Raw genomic sequence first — 17113 nt, forward strand, 5'->3', positions numbered from 1 at the left:
CGCGCCCGCAGGAGCAATCTGTACCCGCGACGCGAACGGCCATCACTTGAGGGGCGTGTTCAAGCGCAACTTCCCCTATACGATCCACGCGTGCCAGGGGTGGATGCCCAAGGTTGCATTTACCCCAGCTTCATTCCCGCTTGCCCATTCTCCACCGTGAACCGGGCTATGTCGGACGCAGCCGAGAGTGGGTCCCGCACTTCCGAGAGACCTCGAAACGCGACGTCGCAGCGCCCGGGGGTGAGGTCCATGCGGGCATATCCGCGAACCTGATTTTCGGCGAAATGGAAGCCGGGATTGTTGGCGGCATTCTGCTTTAGCATCGTGTCGCGGGCGCCCGAGGTGAGCGAGCCACCTACGAACTCCGACGCAATTATTCGATCGTGCTTGTCCGGGTCGAAATGATCGCCTGCGACAAAGGAATGGATGTCACCGCTCAGTACGATCGGGTTCGGCGTGCCAGCGTCGCGCCAGCGTCGAAGCACGCGATCTCTTGCCGCGGTGTACCCATCCCAGCTATCGCTATTGTAGACGCTCGGACCCTGCTCAGCATCGTCGAAGGGAATGCGGAGCTGCGATTTCATCAATGTCTGCTGCGACAGCAGGTTCCACCGAGCGCGCGTGTCCTGCAGCCGGTCGAGTAGCCACCGTTCCTGGGCCTGGCCGAGAAGCGATCGGTCGGCCCGATGGCGCTCGGGGCAGTCGCGGATCAGCCCCACTGTCGGCTTGCGATTCGCTATTAGGTCCGCCGGCTGGCAGGGCGGCAGGTCGCGATACTGGCGATCGTCGATCACCTGAAACTGGGCAAGTCGACCCCAGTCGACCGTGCGATAGAGCCGCATCGCGGCGCCCTTTGGCGTCGCCGCCCGCCGCAGCGGCATGTGCTCAAAATAGGCCTGATAGGCTGCGGCGCGACGCGCGAGGAAGGCGGCCGGATCGTGCTGGAACTTGTTGCTGTCACCCCCATAATTGTCCTCGACCTCATGATCGTCCCAGGTCATGACCCAGGGGGCGGCGTGGTGCGCGGCCTGAAGCAGCGGATCGCCTTTGTACGTCGCGTATCGCGCCCGATAGCCTGCGAGGTCGCGCGGCTCCGCATTCTGGTGCCGGCGGACGCCGCGGTCGCCTGGCTTTCCTTCGTAGATATAGTCGCCGAGGAAGATGATGAGGTCGGGTTCGTCCGCTACCATGTGGCGGTAGGCGGCATAATGGCCGGCCTCGTAATGCTGGCACGATGCGAAGGCGATGCGCAGCCGTCCGGGCATGGCATCGGCGGCCGGGGCGGTGCGGGTTCGACCGACGGGGCTCGCGACACCCCCGGCGATGAAGCGATAGAAATAGGTCCGGTCGGGGGCCAGGCCCTCGATCTCGGCATGGACCGAATGGCCCCAGGCAGGCTCTGCGACTATCGTACCACTGCGCGGTGCTCGGAAGCTTTCGTCCGCGCTGATTTCCCATCGGACCGGGACAGCCACCGGATCCATGCCGCCGTGGCTCGCGAGCGGATCGGGCGCCAGGCGTGTCCACAGCACGACGCCGTCCGGACGCGGATCGCCCGAGGCGACTCCAAGCGTGAACGGGTAGGCCTGCGCCATTGCAGCGCGCAGTTCGCGCGTGCCGAGAAGCGAGGCGGTGCCGATGAAGGCGGCCGCCGTGAAGCTCCGTCGGCTGAGAGGAGGCAGCGTCATCATCTCGCTCCATTGGGCGCAGCGACGGGAAGACGTCGCTCGATCAAGAATATTCCCGCCGCCGTGACCGCAAGTCCGGCTGCGAGCAGCAGCATCGGCGCAAAGGCATCGCCCGTCAGCGTGGCGATGCGGGGCACCACCGCCTGAGCGACAAACCCGCCGAGATTGCCCGTGGCGTTGATCACAGCGAAGCCCGCGGCTGCCCCCGCGCCGGTAAGGAAGCGAGGCGGCAGCGTCCAGAAGATCGGCTGTCCCGCGAAGATTGCGCAGGCGGCCAGGATTAATGCTGCGAACTTCAACGGCGGAGCGGCCAGCATCACGCTCAGGATCAGCGCCGCCGCGCCGATCAGTGGCGGCACGACGGCGTGCCAACGCGAGTGGCTGCGCCGGGCGGCGTCGCGCGGCACCAGCCACAGCGCGACGGCGACGAGCAGCCAGAGCAACGCATTGAGCAGCCCGTTGGCGGTGTTGCCCACGCCCATGTCGCGCACCACGGTAGGCAGCCAATAACTGAGGCCATAAGCGGCGAGCGGGTAACCGAGAAACGTCAGCCCCAGCAGCAGCACGCGCGGATTGACGGCGGCGCGAAGCGCATGATCGCTGCCGGGATTTTTGACTGCGGCACGCTCGCGGTCCAACTCCTCTTTAAGCCAGGACTTTTGGTCGGGCGTCAGAAACGGCGCGACTTCGGGACCGCGCGGCAGCAGCCACAGCACGACCGGCGCCATCAGGATTGCGGGAAGGCCCGTGGTGATGAACAGCCATTCCCAGCCCCGCAGCCCCCCCATCCCATCGAGATCGAGCAGAACGCCGCCGATGGTCGCGCCGGTCGCATTGGCAAAGGGCTGGGCAAGCATGAACATGCCGACCGCCCGCCCCCGATGCGCCGATGGATACCAGAGCGTCAGCGCATAGAGGACCCCGGGGAACAGCCCTGCCTCGGCCACGCCAAGCAGGAACCGCAAGATATAGAAGGTGGTCGCATCGCGCGTGAAGGCCAGCATCACCGTGACGGCACCCCAGCTCACCATGATCCGTGCGAACCATCTCGGCGCGCCGACACGGGCGAGGAAGATGTTGCTCGGTAGCTCGAACAGGAAATAGCCGATGAAGAAGAGCGACGCACCCAACCCGAAGACGGCTTCGCTCATACCCAGATCCTCGGCCATCTGGAGCTTGGCGAAGGAGACGTTCTGCCGATCGATATAGGCGATGAGATAGACGAATCCGAGCAGCGGCATCAGCCGCCAGGAGACGGTTCGCAGCGTGGAGACGGCCATATCCGCGGGAGGCTGCTTCGTCACGAGGCGGGGCCATAGCGCGGCAGCGACGCCATCCAGCGCTTCAGCCGCTCGAGCAGGCGATCGCGCACCGCCGGATTTTGGACACCCACTTCGCGCGCTTCACCGGGATCGGCAGCCAGATCATAGAGTTGGGGGGCGTTGCCGCCCGCTTCCGCGAGCAATTTCCAGTTGCCGTCACGCACGGCGAAGCGGGGAGAAATATCGCGCGGCTGCGACGACAGCCCGGGCTGCGCCACGGCGCCCTCCTTGCCATAGGCCCAGAAGAGCGGCGGCCGGCGATCGACCGACTTGCCCGCCAAGACGGGCGAAAGGTCCACGCCGTCGGCGCCATCGGGCGTGCGCGCGCCGGCGACGTGGGCAAGCGTGGGAAGCAGGTCGACGCCATGCCCGACCGTCCGTTCGTCGCGATGCCCCTTCTTCGCACCCGCGGGCCAGGACAGGATCAGGGGCTGGCGGATTCCGCCTTCGAACAGGCTGAACTTCCGGCCCCGCAGACCGCCCGAACTCCCCGGAGCCGTATTGCCGTTCCGATAGTAACGCGGGAGCGGCGAAGGGCCATTGTCCGAGGTGACGACGATCAGCGTATTGTCGAACTCGCCCATCTGCTTCAGCCGCTCGATCAGGCGGCCGAGCTCCAAGTCCATCTTCACGAGCGCGGCGAGGAAGCGATCGTCGTCCGAGCTCGTGCCCTTGCCCATCACCTGCGACAATGCCGCTTCGCCGGCCGCCCAGGGATCATGTACGTCGTTGAGCCAGAGGTTTACGAACCAGGGCTTGTCGGCATTTCGTGCGACGAAATCGACCGTCATGTCGCAATAGAGTTGGGTCAGATTCGCCTTGAGTTCCCAGAAGCGGGGGCCGTTGCCTAATCTGTCGGACTGTTCGGCCAGGCCCCGCTCTTCGTCCGAGACCAGCACGCGCGGGCCGAGCCCCTCGAACGTCGTGAAACCCTGATCGAACCCATAGGCCGTCGGGCGCGGGGCATCGCCGATATCGCGGCCGCCCCCCAAATGCCATTTGCCGAAATGGGCGGTCGTATAGCCCGCCGACTTGAGCGTGCGCGCGATCGTGGGGAGCTTGGGATCGAGCCAGTCGGCCTGGCCGAGTTCGACATTCTTGGCGCGATTCGCCGTTATCCCGACGAAATTGACTTCCGCTGGAAAGCGCCCGGTGAGGAAGCCTGCGCGCGACGACGAGCAGATCGGCGCCGCGTCGTAGAACTGAGTGAGCAGCACGCCTTCGCGCGCGAGCCGATCGAGATTGGGGGTCTCCACCTTGCGGTTGCCCATGATCGACAGGTCGCCAAAGCCCATATCGTCGACCAGGACGAAGAGGATGTTCGGGCGCTGTGCGGGTTTGGCGGGGCGGTCCCCGCCGGCCCTCTCCTGCGCAGTTACCGGCGCCGCGACAATGCCCGCAGTGACCGCGAGCGCAAGCGCTGCCCCCTGCAGGAGGCGCGCGGCCCGGATGCGCCGCGTCGGCCGGAAACCATTCTGTTCGCGCATGTGCCTCTCCCCTGTTTTCGCGCCTGTCATCGTCGCTCAAGCAAGCGTCAACAGCATCCGAACGACCAAGAAAGGGCCGAACTGGGCACATTAAAGCAATAAATCATATTTATCTTGACAGGGCGGCGCGCGCATCGCAAGGGGCAATCTTGTGTAAATTTCGATGGGGCAAAACTGCTTCTAACTATTTGGTTATAGTCAGTAAATTGCAACAAAAGGCGGCCAAAGACCGCCAACGAACAGGGAGTGGGCGATCATGAAATCTGCACTATTTTTCCGGCTAACGGCGGTTTCCGTCTTTGCTTTGGCTGTGGCGAGCACCGCGCAGGCGCAGACCGCGCCGGCCAGCAACGATCCGGCCGCGTTGCAATCAATTGATACCTCTGCGGAGCAGCCGCTTCCCGCCGATGACGGCCAGGATGCAGACGGCGAGATCGTCGTCTCGGGCATCCGCGAATCGCTCGAGCGCGCCGCCGAGATTAAACGTGACTCGGTCCAGGTGGTCGATTCGATTGTAGCCCAGGACATCGGCAAGCTTCCCGACGCCACAACCGCAGCAGCGCTGCAGCGCGTGCCGGGCATCCAGGTTTCTGTGAACCGCAACAACGAGCTGGCCGACGTTCGCGTGCGCGGCCTGCCCGACGTGCTGACCACTGTGAATGGGCGCGAGACCTTCACGACCACCGGACGCCGTCTCGATCTCCAGGATCTGCCCGCCGAGGCACTGGCGCGAGTCGATGTATTCAAGTCGCAGACCCCCGATCTGATCGAAGGCGGCCTTGCCGGCGTGATCGATCTCAAGCTCAACAAGCCGTTCAACTTCAAGAAGCCGACCGCGGTGCTCTCCGCACGCGGCAATTATGGCGCGCGCGTCGATCAGAGCGATCCTCAGCTCGGCCTGCTGCTCACCAATCGCTGGACCACCGGCATCGGCGAGATTGGCGTCCTGGTGAACGGCACCTTCTCCGATTCCAATTATCGCCGCGACAATACCGTGCTGCTGGGGCTGCGCAGCGCTGCAACCGCGCCGCTCAACCGCGCGGGCACGGCAATCCCCAACATCCTCCAGACCTTCCCTGAGGAAGGCAAGCTGCGCCGCACGCAGGTCAATGCCGCGATCCAGTGGCAACCGAGCGAAAGCCTGGAAGTTTACGCCGATGGCTTCTACACGCGATTCCGCGATCGCGGCGCGCGCTATGGTGCGAACACCCAAGCGTTCACTACCAACTCGAGCGTCAGCAATGTTCAGCTGAGCGACGACTGCTTTCAGGCGCGTGTGACGGCGGCGGGGCAGAACCCTACTCTCGTCAACAATGTAAATCCGGTGACAGGCGTGGTGACGCAATCGCTGCAGCCCAACACGCTGCAGAACCTCTGCTATATCGAGAGCGCGACGCTCAACAATCCGGTGGTCAACCTGACCACGCAGGCCCGCAACCAGGTCCAGGTCAACAAGCAGATCGGCGGCGGCGTCACCTATGATCGCGACGGCACGCGGATCAATTTCGACGCTTCCTATCAGACGTCGCGCAACGACCTCACGGCAGTCGTCGTCGATATCGGTCGCCGCGTTTCGACCTTCACCTTCCGTCCCGATGTCGACGGCATCGCGCAATATCAGACTGATGGCGCGGCATTGCTCGATTCGTCGGCGATGTTCATCCGTAACAGCGTCCAGCAGAATTTCACGCAGGCCGAGGGCGATCTGTTCGCCACCAAGCTCGACCTCGAACATGAATTCGGCGGCATCCTCAAACGCGTGAAGGGAGGCGTTCGCTTCGCGCGTCGGGCCGCGGACAATTATCAGGTCGTGCTCAACACCGCAGTCCCCGGCGGCAATATCGGCACGGCGACCGAGGCGACGGCGGTGCGCGTTTCCACGACGGGCCTTCCTGCCAACTTCCTCACGATCGGCGCCCCCTCCCCTGCGATCAACAACGGCGCGAGCTTCCTTGTCCCCAATCCCGAGTTCATCCTGTCGGACGAGGGGCTCGATGCGCTGCGTCGCTATGTCCGGCTGCCCACGGGTCGCCCGGGCTATCAGCAGGATCGCCAGTTCAACGCCGGCGAGAAGACCTATGCCGCCTATGGCCAGGTGGAATATGAAGTCCCGTTGGGCGCGAGCGCAGTGATCGACGGCGTGCTCGGTGGGCGCTACGTACGCACCGATCGCTCGATCGAGACCTTCACGTCAAGCACGGCGGGTGGCGTTACGACCTACACGCCGGTTTCGGCCGACACGACCGACGAGAATTTCCTGCCCACCGCGACTGCGCGGCTGAAGTTCGACAACGGCATCCAGGCGCGCCTTGGATATACCAAGACGATCCGCCGCCCCGAATTCGGTCAGCTCAATCCGTCGGTGATCCTGTCGCTGTCGAACAACCCGTTCGTCCAGAGCGCCGGCAGCGCCGGCAATCCCGACCTGCGCCAGCAGAAGTCGAACGCCTATGACGCGACGCTCGAATATTATTTCCGCGGCGGTTACATCGCGGTGGCGGGCTATTATCGCCAAATCACCGATCGCGTCATCAGCGGCCCCGCGGTCGAGAATTTCGGCGGCATCGATTATAATGTGACGCGTCCGCGCAACCTTGGCGAGGCGACGCTGAAGGGTATCGAAGTCAGCGGCCAGTATTTCCTAGACTTCCTGCCGGGCCCGCTGGCCGGCTTCGGCGTGCAGGGTGCCTTCACGCTGGCGGATTCGGAGATTGGCGGCAACGATCCGCTCGCCGGCTTCCCGTTGCAGGGCGTGTCCAAATATAACTACACCGCCGGGCTGCTCTACGACAAAGGCGGACTCTCGGGGCGCTTGATCTACACCTATCGCTCGAAGTATTTCGACAGTGATCAGACCGGCTCGATCTCGGTCCGCCCGATCGATCCGGCGCGGGTCGGCGAGGTCTTCGTGCCGCCCTTGCTCGGTTACACCCGCCCCGCCGGGCGCCTGGACGCGAGCATCGGTTATGATGTGACCAGCGCATTCCGCATCGACATCGGCGGCACCAACCTGCTGCACGCAAAGACGGTCACCTATCTGGGCCAGGAATATCAGTCGTTCGAAGGCTATTATGACGAGACGGTATATTCGCTCGGCATACGCATTCGCATCTGATCGGCGGCACCACGTGCGTGCCGCACCAGCCCACCCCTCGGGTCGCAAACCTTGTGGTGGGCTGGTCGCCGGGCGCCGGGCGCCGGCGGTCCTATGTCTAAACCCATGACGACGAAGCCGATTTCCGATGACATGGTGGCCCTGGCAGGTGGCACCTTCCTGATGGGATCGGAGCGCTTCTACGCAGATGAAGCACCGCGCCGAAAAGTGACGGTGCGTCCGTTCCGTATCGATCGAAAGCCGGTCACCAATTGCGATTTCGCGGCCTTCGTCGCGGCAACCGACTATGTCACGACTGCCGAGGTGCCGCCCGACCCCAAGGACTATCCAGGGCTGGACCCCGACCTGGCCTATGCCGGATCGCTGGTCTTTCATCGCACCGCCGTGCCGGTGGATACGCGCGATTCTTCCCAGTGGTGGAGATTCCTGGCGGGAGCCGATTGGCGCCATGCGCTGGGGCCCGACAGCGCCAACGAAGGTCTCGATGACCATCCCGTCGTCCATGTCAGCTTCGCCGATGCGGAAGCCTATGCCGCTTGGGCCGGCAAGGTACTGCCGACCGAGGCCGAGTGGGAGTTCGCGGCCCGCGGCGGGCTGGAGGATGCCGATTATGCCTGGGGCAACGAACTCGCGCCCGGCGGGGCGATGCTCGCCAATTACTGGCAGGGGCTGTTCCCCTTCGCCAACCAGTTGCTCGACGGTTGGGAGCGCACTTCGCCTGTCGGTACCTATCCCGCCAACGGCCACGGGCTGCACGACATGATAGGCAATGTCTGGGAATGGACGACCGATTGGTATTCGGACCGATCCGCCGCCGGAAAAGCCAGGCCGGTGCGTTCCTGCTGCGGCGGCGCCGAAGTCGATCCGCGCGGCGGCACGCGCGGCGGCAGCTTCGATCCGGCAATGCGCGACGTGCGGATCCCGCGCAAAGTGCTCAAGGGCGGATCGCATCTATGCGCCGCCAATTACTGCCAGCGGTATCGCCCAGCGGCGCGCCACCCGCAAATGGTCGATTCCTCGACCGGGCATATCGGCTTCCGCTGCATCATCCGCGACTAGCGGACCCGCCGCAAATCACTTCGGCAGCGACTGCATCCAGGTCTTGAGCTTGGCCAGCAGCCGATCGCGCACCCCCGGCTGCGTTGTAGCGAGATCGGTCGTTTCCCCCGGATCGGCGGCGAGATCGTAAAGCTGCGGGTTGGCGCCGCCCATTCCGGCGAACAGCTTCCAATTGCCGTCGCGGATCGCGAAGGGCGGAGCCGCATCGTGCGGCAGATGCGGCTGCGGCGGCTGCTTCGACGCCCCCTCCTTGCCATAGCCCCAATAGAGCGCAGGCCGCTCGGCGATCGGCTGGCCGCGCAGCACCGGGGACAGGTCGACCCCGTCGACGTCGGCGGGCACCTTCGCACCGACGATCGCCGCAAGCGTCGGCAGCAGATCGACGCCGTGGCCTACAGTGCGCTCGTCGCGATAGCCGGCCTGTGCCTGTCCGCGCCAATAAAGGATCATCGGCTGGCGGATGCCGCCTTCATAATTGCTCCACTTGCGCCCGCGCAGCGTGCCCACGCTGCCCGGCGCGGTCTTGCCGCCCTGATAATAACGCTGGAGCGACAGGGGGCCGTTGTCCGAGGTAAACACGATCAGCGTATTGTCCATCTCGCCCATCTGCTCGAGCCGTTCGAACAGCCGCCCCAACGTCTTGTCCATCTTGACCAGCGTCGCGAGCATGCGATCGTCGTCCGAACTGTCGCCGCGGCCCATCACGTCGCGGAGCGCATCATCGCCCGGCGCCCAGGGGTCATGGACGTCGTTGAGCCACAGGTTGACGAACCAGGGCTCCTCCGAATGCTCGCCGATGAAGTTGACCGCCATGTCGCAGTACAGCCCGGTGAGCTTGGTCTTGATCTCCCAGAAGCGCGGCCCGTTGCCGAGCCTGTCCGATTGCTCGGCCAGGTCGCGCTCCTCGTCGGACACCAGCACGCGGGGACCGAGCCCCTCGAAGGTCGTGAAGCTCCGGTCGAAACCATAGTCGGTGGGACGCGGTGCATCGCCGATGTCGCGGCCGCCGCCCATATGCCATTTGCCGATATGCGCAGTGGCGTAGCCGGCGCCCTTCAGCATGCGAGCGATGTTGGGCATCTTGGGATCGAGCCAATCGGCCTGGCCCAGCGCGCGATTGCTCTCGCGGCCCGCAATATAGCTCAGGAAGTTCACTTCGGCCGGAAAGCGCCCGGTGAAGAAGCCCGCGCGGGACGCCGAACAGATCGGCGCCGGATCGTAGAACTGCGTCATCAGCACGCCTTCGCGCGCGATACGATCGATATTGGGGGTCTGGACCTTCTTGTTGCCCATGATCGACAGGTCGCTAAAGCCCATGTCGTCGACGAGGATGAACAGAATGTTCGGGCGCTTTGCCGTCTGGACAGGCGCCGGGATCGTGTTTGTCCTCGCCCCGCCCGGCCCCGCCAGCGCGGGAACCGGTGTGGTGGCGATGGCGAGCGCAGTGCAGGCCGCGAGCGAGCGGCGCAGCACCAGACCCAGACGAGGCGAAGAAAGGTCGGTCACGGTCGCTTCCCCCTTACTTCTTGTCGTCGAACAGTGGCTTGGCCATCGCCTTGAACTCGGCCGCCGGCAACTTCTCGACCGCGCGGTCATAGGTCAGCAGCCCGTTGACTTCACCCTCGACGTCGCTGGTCTGGGTATAGACTGCCGCCGCGACGCCGAGCTCCCTGGCCTGGCGCACGATCTCGTCGAACTTGCGCTTGTAGCGGGCGCGATAATCATTCTTGTCCGTCGCGAACTGATAGATGCGCGCGTCACGGTCGGTGAACCAGAGATGGTCGGCGATCGGCAGCCCGACGCCGCCATATTCGCCCGTGACGAGCACGCGATCGCCATGCGGCTCGGGTGCTACGGGCACTTCGTCGTAGGTGTGGATGTCATAGACGTCCGATCCGCTGCCCTCGATATCCAGCCAGCCGCTGGCATTATTCACCAGCCGGCTTGGGTCCATCGTCTTGGCGATCGCGCCCACCGACTTGGCGTCATATTGGCCCCAGCCTTCATTGTTGGTCACCCACATGACGATCGACGGGAAATGGCGCAGCGCGCCGATCATCCGCGCCAGTTCCGCCTGATATTGCGCCATTGCGGGCGAGCTGAAGGTGGCCTGGGTCTCGCTGCCGCGCCGCACGGATTGGTCGCCGAACGCGCCCGAGGGCATGTCCTGCCAGATCAGCATGCCGAGCCGGTCGGCATCATGATAATATTGCGCGGGCTCCACCTTGATATGCTTGCGCAGCATGTTGAAGCCGGCCTTTTTCAGGAAGATGATGTCGCTCGCGGCGGCTTCCTCGGACGGCGGGGTCAGCAGGCTTTCCGGCCACCAGCCCTGGTCGAGCACGCCATTGTGGAACAGCGGCTTGTTGTTGAGCAGCAGCGTCGGCTTGCCGGTCGCGGGGTGCGGCCCGGTCGAGATCTTTCGCATGCCGAAATAGCTGTCGACGCTGTCGCGCACGCCGCCGACCACCGGAGCCTTCGCAAAGGCCTGGGTCTCGGCCTTGGTCATCGGCGCCAGGCCGTTGCGCGGATCGCCGGCGCCGGCTGGCGGAGTGACGCTGATCAGTTCGACGCGCAGATCGTAGAGATAGGGATCGTCGGGATTCCACAGCCGCGCATTGGGGATGGCCAGCGTCGCGCGGCGATTGCCTCGCACCACCGTCGACGCGATCGCCTTGCCCTTGGCGAGTGCGGTCACGCGCACCGCGTCCGAGGGGCTGCCGCCCGAATTGAGCAGGACATCGACGGCGAGCGTGCCCGCGTCGATATCGGGCACCGCGCGCACTTCCTGGATGTGGAGATCGGGCACGGGCTCGAGCCAGACGGTCTGCCAGATGCCGCTGACCGCAGTGTACCAGATGCCCCGCGGCTCCAGGGTCTGCTTGCCGCGCGGCTGCTCGCCGGTCGAGCTCGGGTCGGCGACCTGGACGACGATTTCGTTCGCGCCGGGCTTCAGGAAGGGCGAGACGTCGAAGCTGAACGGATCCGATCCGCCGATATGCGTGCCGGCCAGCGCGCCATTGACCCAAACCGCGGACTTGAAATCGACTGCGCCGAAGTGGAGCAGGGTGCGCTTGTTCGCCCAGCTGGCGGGCAAGGTGAAGTTGCGGCGATACCATAGCCGGCTATCGGGCAGCAGCTTGCGCGCCACACCGGACAGCCGCGATTCGACTGCGAAGGGGACCAGGATCTTGCCGTCCATCTTGGTCGGCTGCGGAGCGGCCGCCTTGGTGATCGCATAATCCCAACGGCCGTTGAGATTGAGCCAGTCGCGGCGCACCATCTGCGGGCGCGGATAGCTGCGCCAGGCATTTTCGGCGGTGACTGCCTTGCCCCATTTGCTGACGATCGGGCCGACATAGGTCGGGCCTTCGGTCTCGACGCTACCGGGCTGGGTGAAGCCCGCGGTGTTGGTCGCGGAATTGACGGGCTGCTTGGGCGGCGGGGCGCCGGCCTGCGCCAGAGCTACGGACGCGGCAGTGAAGCCGATGAGTCCGACAGCGCCCCGAAGCGATGTCTGCCATTGTGCCCGCATGTCACTCCCCCGGCTTGATTTCTTGTCCTCGAAGAAACGAGAACCTATTTATCTTATAATCAAACCGACTAAAGGCCATCCCTACTGCTGTCAAACACTCAAAATCACATTGATGTGATAAATAATGTTTGCTACGCCTGCGTTACGAGAGCCGGCAAACGGCTCCGGAAGAACGGGGAGGCATTCCATGCAGTTGCGTTACATCCTTCGCTGCGCGATCGCGACGACATCGCTGGTCGCACTGAGCCAGACCGGCGCTCTTGCGCGGGACAAGAACGAACAGCGCGAAGCCCCGACGCCCCCCAATCTGGTGGTCTTCCTCGCCGACGATCTCGGGATGGACGCCGCGCCCTGGGGCGACGTCAATGCGCGCGCACCCAACATTGCGAAGCTCTCCGCAAGCGGCATTACCTTCGATCGCGCCTTCGTGGCCTCGCCCGCCTGCGCCCCCAGTCGCGCGGCGCTGCTGACCGGGCTGATGCCCGCGCGAAACGGCGCCGTATCCAACCAGAAGCCGCCGCGCCAGGACGTGCGCAAGCTGCCTTCCTACCTCCAGGCGCTCGGCTATCAGGTCGTCGCGTTCGGCAAGGTCGCACATTACCAGCAGACCGCTTTGTATGGTTTCGACCATTTCGAGCACGACAAATTTCACGATCCCGAGGGCATCCCCTCCGCGATCAAATGGCTCAAGGCGCGCAAGGACAAGCGCCCGCTCGCAATCTTCGTCGGCAGCAACTGGCCGCACGTGCCCTGGCCGGTCTCGACCGAAGGATATGATCCGGCCGCGCTGAAACTACCGCCCAAAACCGTCGACACGCCCGAAACGCGCGAATCTCGCGCACGCTATTATGCAGCGATCGGCCGGCTCGACAAAGAGGTGGGTGAGACGCTCGACACTGTCGATCAGGTCCTCGGCAAGAACAGCGTCGTCCTGTTCACCTCCGATCATGGCGCGCAGTGGCCGTTCGGCAAGTGGAACCTCTACGACACCGGCACCCGCGTGCCGATGATCGTTCGCTGGGCGGGCAAGGTAGAGCCGGGCCAGCGCACCGACGCGATGGTCAGCTGGGTCGATATCCTGCCGACGCTGGTCGATCTGGGCGGCGGCAAGCCATCGCCGACGATCGATGGCCGGTCGTTCGCCCCGCTCCTTCGCCAGCCGGCCCGCTATAAGGGCCGTACCGAGATCTATACGACCCACAATAATGACGGCAACGTCAACGTCTATCCGATGCGCAGCGTGCGGACCGATCGCTGGAAATATATCCGCAACCTGAACCCCAATTATGTCTACACGACGCATATCGACCAGTGGGTGAAGCGCGTCGATTCGGGCAAATATTTCCCGTCCTGGCGCGAGGCCGCGCAGCGCGATCCCGCCGCGAAGGCAATCGTCGACAGCTATTATCGCCGCCCGGCGGAAGAGCTGTACGATCTGCGCGCCGATCCGAACGAGCAGCGCAACCTGGCCGCCGATCCGCACCATGCCAAGCTGCTCGGGTCGCTTCGCACCAAGCTGACCGCCTGGCGCGAGAAGCAGGGTGATACCAATGCGGTCGAGGGGTCGCCGCACTTCGAGGAGGGGCCGCTTTATGGCCTCCCCGATCCAACGGCGAAACCGACGGGTTGACGCCGGCCGGGGCAGCAAGAGCCCCGTTGAAAGCTTTCAAAAACATAAAGCGCACTGCGCGAACTAGGGAGAATGAGATGCGTACTGGCTTGTTGTGTGCCGCTTCGTTGGCAGCCCTCTCGATTGGGGCGCCTGCCTGGGCGCAGGTGACCACCCCCGCCAACCCGGGCACCGAGCAGGCATCGCCGCAGGAACCCCCGGCAGCCGATGATAGCGATGGTGGCGATATCGTCGTGAGCGGGGTTCGCCAGTCGCTCGAGCGCGCCGCCGAAGTGAAGCGCGAATCAGTCCAGGTCGTCGACTCGATCGTCGCCACCGATATCGGCAAGCTGCCCGATCCCACCGTAGCCGCGGCGCTGCAGCGCGTGCCCGGCATTCAGGTGCAGAACGACCGCAACAATGAATTGTCGGGCGTGCGGATCCGCGGCCTGACCGATATCCTGACGACGGTGAACGGGCGGGAGGTCATCACCACCACCGGGCGTGGTTTCGACCTGCAGGATGTGCCCGCCGAAGCGCTGGCGCGGATCGACGCGTTCAAGTCGCAGACCGCCGACCAGATCGAAGGCGGCGTCGCCGGCGCGATCGACCTGCGGCTCAATCGCCCGTTCAGCTTCCGCGAGCCGACCGTCGTGCTCACTGCTCGCCAGAATTACGGCCTGACCGTCGATGCCAGCAATCCGCAATTCGGCGCGCTCGCGACGACGCGCGTGAACACCGGAGCGGGCGAGATCGGCGTGCTCATCAATGCCACCTATGCGCAGACCGATACGATCCGCAGCGCCAGCAACATGACCGAACGGCGCGATTCGGGCAGCGCTCCGCTCAACAATCCCGGATATCTGATCCCCCAGGTCATCCAGAACATGCCCGACGTCGGCACAGTCACGCGCTGGCAGGTCAACGGCGCGCTGCAGTGGCAAGTCGCGCCTTCAGTCGAGGCCTATGTTGAAGGGTTGTACACCTATTTCCGCAGCACGACCGGCTTTGCGGGGTTCAACCCCCAGCCCTTCACCAACGGCACGACGATGACCGACGTCGTGCCCGCAAGCGATCAATGCTTCGACACGCGCGTCAACGCCGGGGGCACCAACCCCACCACCGTCAACAATGCCAACGGAACGCAGTCGCTGCAGCCGTTCACCGTCAAGAATCTGTGCAACATCAAAAGTGCGCGGTTCAACAACATCGTCGTGAACCAGAATTCCTCCTCCAATCAGGTTACTCAGCGCAACAAGATGGTCGCCGGAGGCTTCAAGTTCGAAGAAGGGCCCGCCAAGGCGACGGTGGACGTCGCCTATCAGACGTCAAACGCCTTTACCGAAAATTTCAATGCCGAGGTCGGCCAGCGCGTGCCCACGATGCTGCTCGAAACCGACGACGAAAACGGTCCGCGCATCACCCTGGATCCCGCCCGTCCGCTCAGCTCGGCCAACCTGTCGCTTCGCAATTCGATCAACCAGAACTTCACTGATGGCCGGGGCTCGCTCTTCCAAGCGCGTCTCGACGGCGGCTATGAAGTCGGCGGATTTCTGAAAGAGCTGCAGGTTGGCGTCCGCTTCGCCAAGCGCGAGGCGCGGCTGCGGAATGTCCAGCAGACCAATACCGTCCAGTCGATCGGCTTCGGCAATATCGGCACCGCCACCGAATCTACCGCTCGATTGGTATCCTCGCTCGGACTGTCGCCGAACTTCATCAGCACGATCGGTTATGCCCCGCGCATCAATGGCGGCCAGGAATTCCTGGGGGTGAATCCCGAATATCTGCGATCGGAGGAGGGCCGTAACGAGCTGCGCGCGCTGTTCCGCCTGCCCCTGCGCCAGCCGGACTATGACCCCACTAAGGAGTTCAACGCGCTGGAGAATATCTACAGTGCCTATGTCCAGGCCAAGTATGAAGTCCCGATCGGCGCGCTTACGCTCGATGGCGTCGTCGGCACGCGCGTCACCAAAACCGACCGCAGCATCGACGGATCGACCCGGACCACTGCCGGTATCGTGCCGATCGGCGCCGATACGTCCGATACCGATTTCCTGCCCAATGCGACTGCCCGCCTGCAATTCCCGGGCGGGTTCCAGACGCGATTGTCATATTCGCGCACGATCCGCCGGCCGGACTTCGCCTCGCTCAATCCGGCGGAGGCGCTGACCCTGGTCGGCAACGTCTTCCTGCTCAACACGGGCTCGCGCGGCAATCCGGACCTGAAGCCGCAAAAGTCCGACAGCTTCGATGCCACCGCCGAATACTATTTCGGGAGCGGCTACCTTGCTTTCACCGGCTTCTATCGTTCGATTAAGGATCGAGTTGTAAATTCGGCGACGCAAGAAACGATCGATGGACTGAATTATCTGATCAGCAGCCCGCGGAATGTCGGCTCGGTGAACCTCAAAGGTCTTGAGGCAAGTGGTCAATATTTCTTCGATTTCCTGCCCGGCGCGCTTTCCGGGCTAGGCGTGCAGGGCGCCTTCACGCTGGTCGATTCGAACATTACCGGCAACGATCCGCTCGCGGGCAACCCGCTGCTCGGCGTCTCGAAATATAATTACACCGCCGGACTTCTCTACGACAAGCAGGGCCTTAGCGCCCGGCTGATCTACACCTATCGCTCCAGCTATTATAATGAGGATAATAGCGGCGGCGTACAGCTCCGTCCGATCGACAGCGCGCGCGTCAACGAAGTATTCACGCCGACATTGCTCGCTTATGCCCGCCCCGCCGGCCGGCTGGATTTCAGCATCGGCTATGACATCACCGATTCATTCAGGCTCGACGTGGGGGGCACCAACATTCTGCGTAACAAGACTTCCCTGTATCGCGGCGAGGAGTATCTCAACTACGCGCTCTACGGCGACGAGACGGTGTACACGATTGGAACGCGCGTCCGGTTCTGAAGCCGGCTTTGCAGGCGGAAAAATGTGTCGGCTTTTCCGCCTGCAAGGAGTGAGGCAAAACTTAGGTGGAACGCCGGGGCGCGGAGCGCGCGCGCGGCCGGCGACATCGGCCCGCATGCGGTTGGCATGCCACTCTCGTGCCTCGGAAGCGAGGTCAAGCTCCCCGATCAGGCCCGCTAAGCAAGCTCGCTTCGCCGTTGCAGGATCGCGCCTGGCCGCTCGGTCAGGGCCCCCGGCGTCACGATCGCAGGCCGTCCACCAGTGTCTCGCCGTGAAGAGGCTGCGCTAGTGGAGCAAACCAGAACTTGCATCAATACGAAGCGGCGTTCTTGTCATATTAATTGGACTTGATCGACAGGCCAACTTCGCTAACAATTTCCAATTGT

General features: G+C 64.0%; 9 protein-coding genes. 4 read left to right on the top strand and 5 right to left on the bottom strand.

The window, feature by feature from the left end; all coding sequences use genetic code 11:
• Positions 1 to 119: 119 nt before the first annotated feature.
• From OKW87_RS07590 to OKW87_RS07600, 3 genes are read right to left on the bottom strand one after another with little or no spacing between them, the layout of a single operon-like run.
• The gene (locus OKW87_RS07590; protein ID WP_265543593.1) at positions 120 to 1688 is read right to left on the bottom strand and encodes an alkaline phosphatase D family protein; all 1569 of its coding nucleotides are present in this window, start codon (positions 1686 to 1688) and stop codon (positions 120 to 122) included.
• Positions 1688 to 2968 (bottom strand): MFS transporter, encoded by a 1281-nt coding sequence (locus tag OKW87_RS07595; protein WP_265543595.1) that lies wholly within the window; start codon positions 2966 to 2968, stop codon positions 1688 to 1690. The genes OKW87_RS07590 and OKW87_RS07595 overlap by 1 nt, the downstream gene beginning before the upstream one ends.
• 20 nt (positions 2969 to 2988) lie before the next feature.
• Entirely contained in the window at positions 2989 to 4497 is a 1509-nt protein-coding gene (locus OKW87_RS07600; RefSeq protein WP_265543597.1) for a sulfatase family protein, read from the bottom strand.
• 256 nt (positions 4498 to 4753) lie between these two features.
• Between OKW87_RS07600 and OKW87_RS07605 the strand changes: the two genes are divergently transcribed.
• Entirely contained in the window at positions 4754 to 7612 is a 2859-nt protein-coding gene (locus OKW87_RS07605; protein ID WP_265543599.1) for a TonB-dependent receptor, read from the top strand.
• Positions 7613 to 7744: 132 nt separating this feature from the next.
• A complete protein-coding gene (locus tag OKW87_RS07610) occupies positions 7745 to 8671 on the top strand; it encodes a formylglycine-generating enzyme family protein (protein ID WP_265543601.1) in 927 nt (308 codons plus the stop codon).
• A gap of 15 nt (positions 8672 to 8686) precedes the next feature.
• Here OKW87_RS07610 and OKW87_RS07615 read toward each other — a convergent pair whose 3' ends face one another.
• Positions 8687 to 10177: a sulfatase-like hydrolase/transferase gene (locus OKW87_RS07615; protein WP_265543603.1), complete on the bottom strand. Its 1491-nt coding sequence runs from the start codon at positions 10175 to 10177 to the stop codon at positions 8687 to 8689.
• 13 nt (positions 10178 to 10190) lie between these two features.
• Positions 10191 to 12206, bottom strand: a complete 2016-nt coding sequence (locus OKW87_RS07620) for a glycoside hydrolase family 2 protein (RefSeq protein WP_265543605.1) — start codon at positions 12204 to 12206, stop codon at positions 10191 to 10193.
• A 187-nt stretch (positions 12207 to 12393) separates the two neighbouring features.
• Here OKW87_RS07620 and OKW87_RS07625 point away from each other — a divergent pair, with 187 nt between their 5' ends.
• A complete protein-coding gene (locus tag OKW87_RS07625) occupies positions 12394 to 13836 on the top strand; it encodes a sulfatase family protein (RefSeq protein WP_265543607.1) in 1443 nt (480 codons plus the stop codon).
• 107 nt (positions 13837 to 13943) lie between these two features.
• Positions 13944 to 16727, top strand: coding sequence for a TonB-dependent receptor (locus OKW87_RS07630; protein WP_265543609.1), 2784 nt, complete (start codon positions 13944 to 13946; stop codon positions 16725 to 16727).
• Positions 16728 to 17113: the final 386 nt, after the last annotated feature.

Origin of the sequence: Sphingomonas sp. M1-B02, from assembly GCF_026167525.1 — a bacterium.
GTDB lineage: Bacteria > Pseudomonadota > Alphaproteobacteria > Sphingomonadales > Sphingomonadaceae > Sphingomonas.

What these genes read in the sequence shown, in the direction of transcription:
- OKW87_RS07610 (WP_265543601.1), top strand. Translation starts at nt 7,745, where the DNA reads ATGGTGGCCCTGGCAGGTGGCACCTTCCTGATGGGATCGGAGCGCTTC.
- OKW87_RS07600 (WP_265543597.1), bottom strand. Translation starts at nt 4,497, where the DNA reads ATGCGCGAACAGAATGGTTTCCGGCCGACGCGGCGCATCCGGGCCGCG.
- OKW87_RS07590 (WP_265543593.1), bottom strand. Translation starts at nt 1,688, where the DNA reads ATGACGCTGCCTCCTCTCAGCCGACGGAGCTTCACGGCGGCCGCCTTC.
- OKW87_RS07605 (WP_265543599.1), top strand. Translation starts at nt 4,754, where the DNA reads ATGAAATCTGCACTATTTTTCCGGCTAACGGCGGTTTCCGTCTTTGCT.
- OKW87_RS07625 (WP_265543607.1), top strand. Translation starts at nt 12,394, where the DNA reads ATGCAGTTGCGTTACATCCTTCGCTGCGCGATCGCGACGACATCGCTG.
- OKW87_RS07620 (WP_265543605.1), bottom strand. Translation starts at nt 12,206, where the DNA reads ATGCGGGCACAATGGCAGACATCGCTTCGGGGCGCTGTCGGACTCATC.
- OKW87_RS07595 (WP_265543595.1), bottom strand. Translation starts at nt 2,968, where the DNA reads ATGGCCGTCTCCACGCTGCGAACCGTCTCCTGGCGGCTGATGCCGCTG.